We start from the raw sequence: 2,907 nt of genomic DNA, 5'->3' as shown, positions 1-2,907 counted from the left end.
TCATGGACCTGACCAGGGACGCCGTGGAGTACCACGGTTCCACGACCGGGATCGAAACCCTTGGGAGGTCCGCATGAGCACCCTCACCGCAACCGCCGAGACACCCCGGACCACCCCCGCCCGCCCCGCATACCGGGTGACCGGACGGCGCGTGCTCTCCTTCGAATGGGCCAAGCTGTGGTCCCTGCGCTCGACGTGGATCACCCTGGGCCTCGGTCTGCTGTTCCTGGTGGCCTTCGGCCTGATCTCCGCGAGCCGCTACAAGTCGGGGATCAACTCCGGCCACATGGACCGGGACTTCGCCGATTCGACAGCGGTGAGCCTGTCCCTCTTCGGTACGAACTTCGCTCAGCTGGCTCTGGGCGTGCTCGGCGTGCTGGTCACGGCGGGCGAGTACTCGACCGGCATGATCCGCTCGACACTTGCGGCGGTCCCCCGACGGCTGCCCGTGATGTGGTCCAAGGCCGCCGTGTTCGGGCTGGTCGCGCTGGTAATCGGCAGCCTCGGCGCATTCGTCGCCTTCGGCTTCGGCAGCGGCATCGTCTCCGGCACGCCCGCCGCGATGAGCCTGACGCACGCCGGAGTCATACGAAGCCTGCTGGGCGCCGGGCTCTACCTCGGCCTGGTCGGGGTGATCGGCGCCGCCCTGGGCGCGCTGCTGCGGTCGGTGGCCGGCGGAATCTCGGTGCTGGCCCCTGTGCCGCTCGTCCGGCGGACGGCGGACGTCCGGGAGTCAGACGCCCTCCGCCACGACCGGATTGCGCAGTACTCCGATGCCCTCGATCTCCACCTCGACCTCGTCCCCCGGACGGATCGGCCCGACGCCGGCAGGCGTGCCGGTCATGATCGCGTCTCCGGGCAGCAGGGTCAGGTAACGGCTGAGGTAGCTGACGATGCCGGGAACGTCCAGCAGCAGGTCGGCGGTGCTCGCCGACTGCGTGACGCTGCCGTTCACACGGGTCGTCAGTGACAGGTTCGACGGGTCCAGTTCGGTCTCGATGACCGGTCCGAGGGGAGCGAAGGTGTCCTGCCCCTTGCCGATGAGAAGAGTGCCGAAGGCGCTTTCCTTGCGCTGGACGATCCGATCACTGACGTCATTGCCGCACGTATAGCCAAGGATGTACTCATGGGCCTCCGAGGGCTTCACACGGCGGGCTTCCTTTCCGATGACGACAACCAACTCGCCCTCGAAATGGATCAGTTCACCGTCCGCCGGATAGACGATGGCGTCGTCCGGTCCAATCACCGCGGTGCTCGGTTTCATGAAGCACACGGGGACTTCCGGGACCTCACGATCGGTCTCGTCGATGTGTGAGGCGTAGTTGTAGGCGAATCCGAATACCCGGGGCCTGTCCAGCGGCGCGAGAACGACCACGTCGCCGACCTCGTCGATTTTCCCGGTGGGAGACAGTCCGGTGAAGGGGTCGCCCTCGAATCTCGCGACCCTGACGTCACCGGCTTCCATTTCGCCGTAATGACACACACCGTCGACGGCATACCTGACGATCCGCACGGACACCTCCGCAACTGGGCAGCCACGGGCGGCTGCACGGCCCATTCAGCAGTGCTAACGTTAGCATAAAGGTGATGATCAACCCGGACGCCGCCGCTTCGCCGGCCACCGAGCGCAACGAGAGCGCTATCGTTGGCACACGGAAAGTGACGACACCGGGATCAGTCAGCTCAAGGGGGCCTCACGTGATCACTACCAGGGACATCGCCGAACGCCTCGGAATCTCCGTCTCGACGGTCGGCCGGGCGCTCTCCGACGATTCCCGCATCAGCGAGGAGACCAAGTTCCGGGTCCGCCAGGCCGCTTCCGAGATGGGTTACGTCGGCAACCGCGCGGCCCGGATGATGCGCGGCGCGTCCAGCAACGTGGTCGCGCTGGTCATCCCCGACATCCGGAACAGCTTCTACTCGACGATCGCGCACGAGCTGTCCAAGAACATGGAGGCCGAGGGCTTCCAGCTGATGCTCTCGGAGACCGACGACGACCGGATGGTGGAACTGCGCCACCTGCGCGAGCTGTCCGCCAACCGCGTGGCCGGCGTCATCATCGTGCCCACCGCCCGCCCGCACAGCGAGTCGGTCAAGCTGCTCAAAGCGGTGCCGCACCTTCAGTTGCTGCGCCGTCACCCGTCGCTCGGCTCCCAGTGGTTCGGCGTGGACGACCACGAGGCGCTGCGCCGGGGCACGGCCCACCTGGTGGCGCAGGGCCACACCCGCCTCGCGTACGTGGGCGGTCCCACCGAACTGCCCACGGGCGCGGAACGTCTGCGGGGCTTCCGCGACGCCCTGAGCGACGGCGGCCTGCCGGACGACGCCGGGCGTACGGAACTGGCGCCGCCGGCGTCGGTGGACCACGGGCGCCAGGCGGTGCGCCGGCTGCTGAAGGGGCCGGACGCGCCCACCGGTCTGGTGCTGGGTTCGATCCAACTCACCCTGGGAGTCCTGGAGGAGTTGTCCGAGCAGGGCGTGAAGGTGCCCGGGGAACTGTCCGTGGTCGGCTTCGGGGACGAGCCGGGGTTCTCCTGGTGGGGTCCCGGACTCACCACGATCGGGCTGCCGATCCAGGAGATGGCCACCGGTTGCGCGCTGTGGCTGCTGCGCCGCCTCAAGACCAAGCAGGGCAACGACGGCCCGTACACCTCGGTCTCCCCCGGATCACTGGTCCTGCGCGGCAGCACGGCACCCCCGGACGAAAAGACCCCGCCCGGGCCCGCCTGAGCGGGGGCGCCCACAGCGACGAAGGCCGGGGTCGGCCTCCTTCACGAACGCCGGGGTGGACCTCCCTCACCAACGCCGGAGGCGGCCTCACCCGTCAACTCCCAAGGCGACCCCACCGACGAACACCGGAGGCAACCTCACCTACTAACGCCGAGGTCGACCTCCCCCCCCCCCCCC

General features: G+C 68.3%; 2 protein-coding genes and 1 pseudogene. 2 read left to right on the top strand and 1 reads right to left on the bottom strand.

From position 1 onward, the window contains the following. Positions 1–73 precede the first annotated feature (73 nt). Positions 74–691: pseudogene (locus STRTUCAR8_RS50360) on the top strand (ABC transporter permease); the annotation flags it as partial. 42 nt (positions 692–733) lie between these two features. Here the strand turns inward: STRTUCAR8_RS50360 and STRTUCAR8_RS55840 are convergent. Continuing rightward, positions 734–1,558 carry a fumarylacetoacetate hydrolase family protein gene (locus STRTUCAR8_RS55840; RefSeq protein ID WP_100247698.1) on the bottom strand — a complete coding sequence of 275 codons (825 nt, stop codon included), beginning with the start codon at positions 1,556–1,558 and terminating at the stop codon, positions 734–736. Positions 1,559–1,698: 140 nt separating this feature from the next. Here STRTUCAR8_RS55840 and STRTUCAR8_RS28815 point away from each other — a divergent pair, with 140 nt between their 5' ends. After that, entirely contained in the window at positions 1,699–2,730 is a 1,032-nt protein-coding gene (locus tag STRTUCAR8_RS28815) for a LacI family DNA-binding transcriptional regulator (protein ID WP_044473068.1), read from the top strand. The last annotated feature ends 177 nt before the right edge of the window (positions 2,731–2,907 follow it).

This window comes from Streptomyces turgidiscabies Car8 (assembly GCF_000331005.1).
GTDB lineage: Bacteria > Actinomycetota > Actinomycetes > Streptomycetales > Streptomycetaceae > Streptomyces > Streptomyces turgidiscabies.
This window is presented reverse-complemented; position numbering and strand designations above follow the sequence as displayed.

Bases quoted from the DNA above. Each gene is read 5' to 3' on its own strand.
- STRTUCAR8_RS55840 (WP_100247698.1), bottom strand. From the start codon at position 1,558: ATGGGCCGTGCAGCCGCCCGTGGCTGCCCAGTTGCGGAGGTGTCCGTG.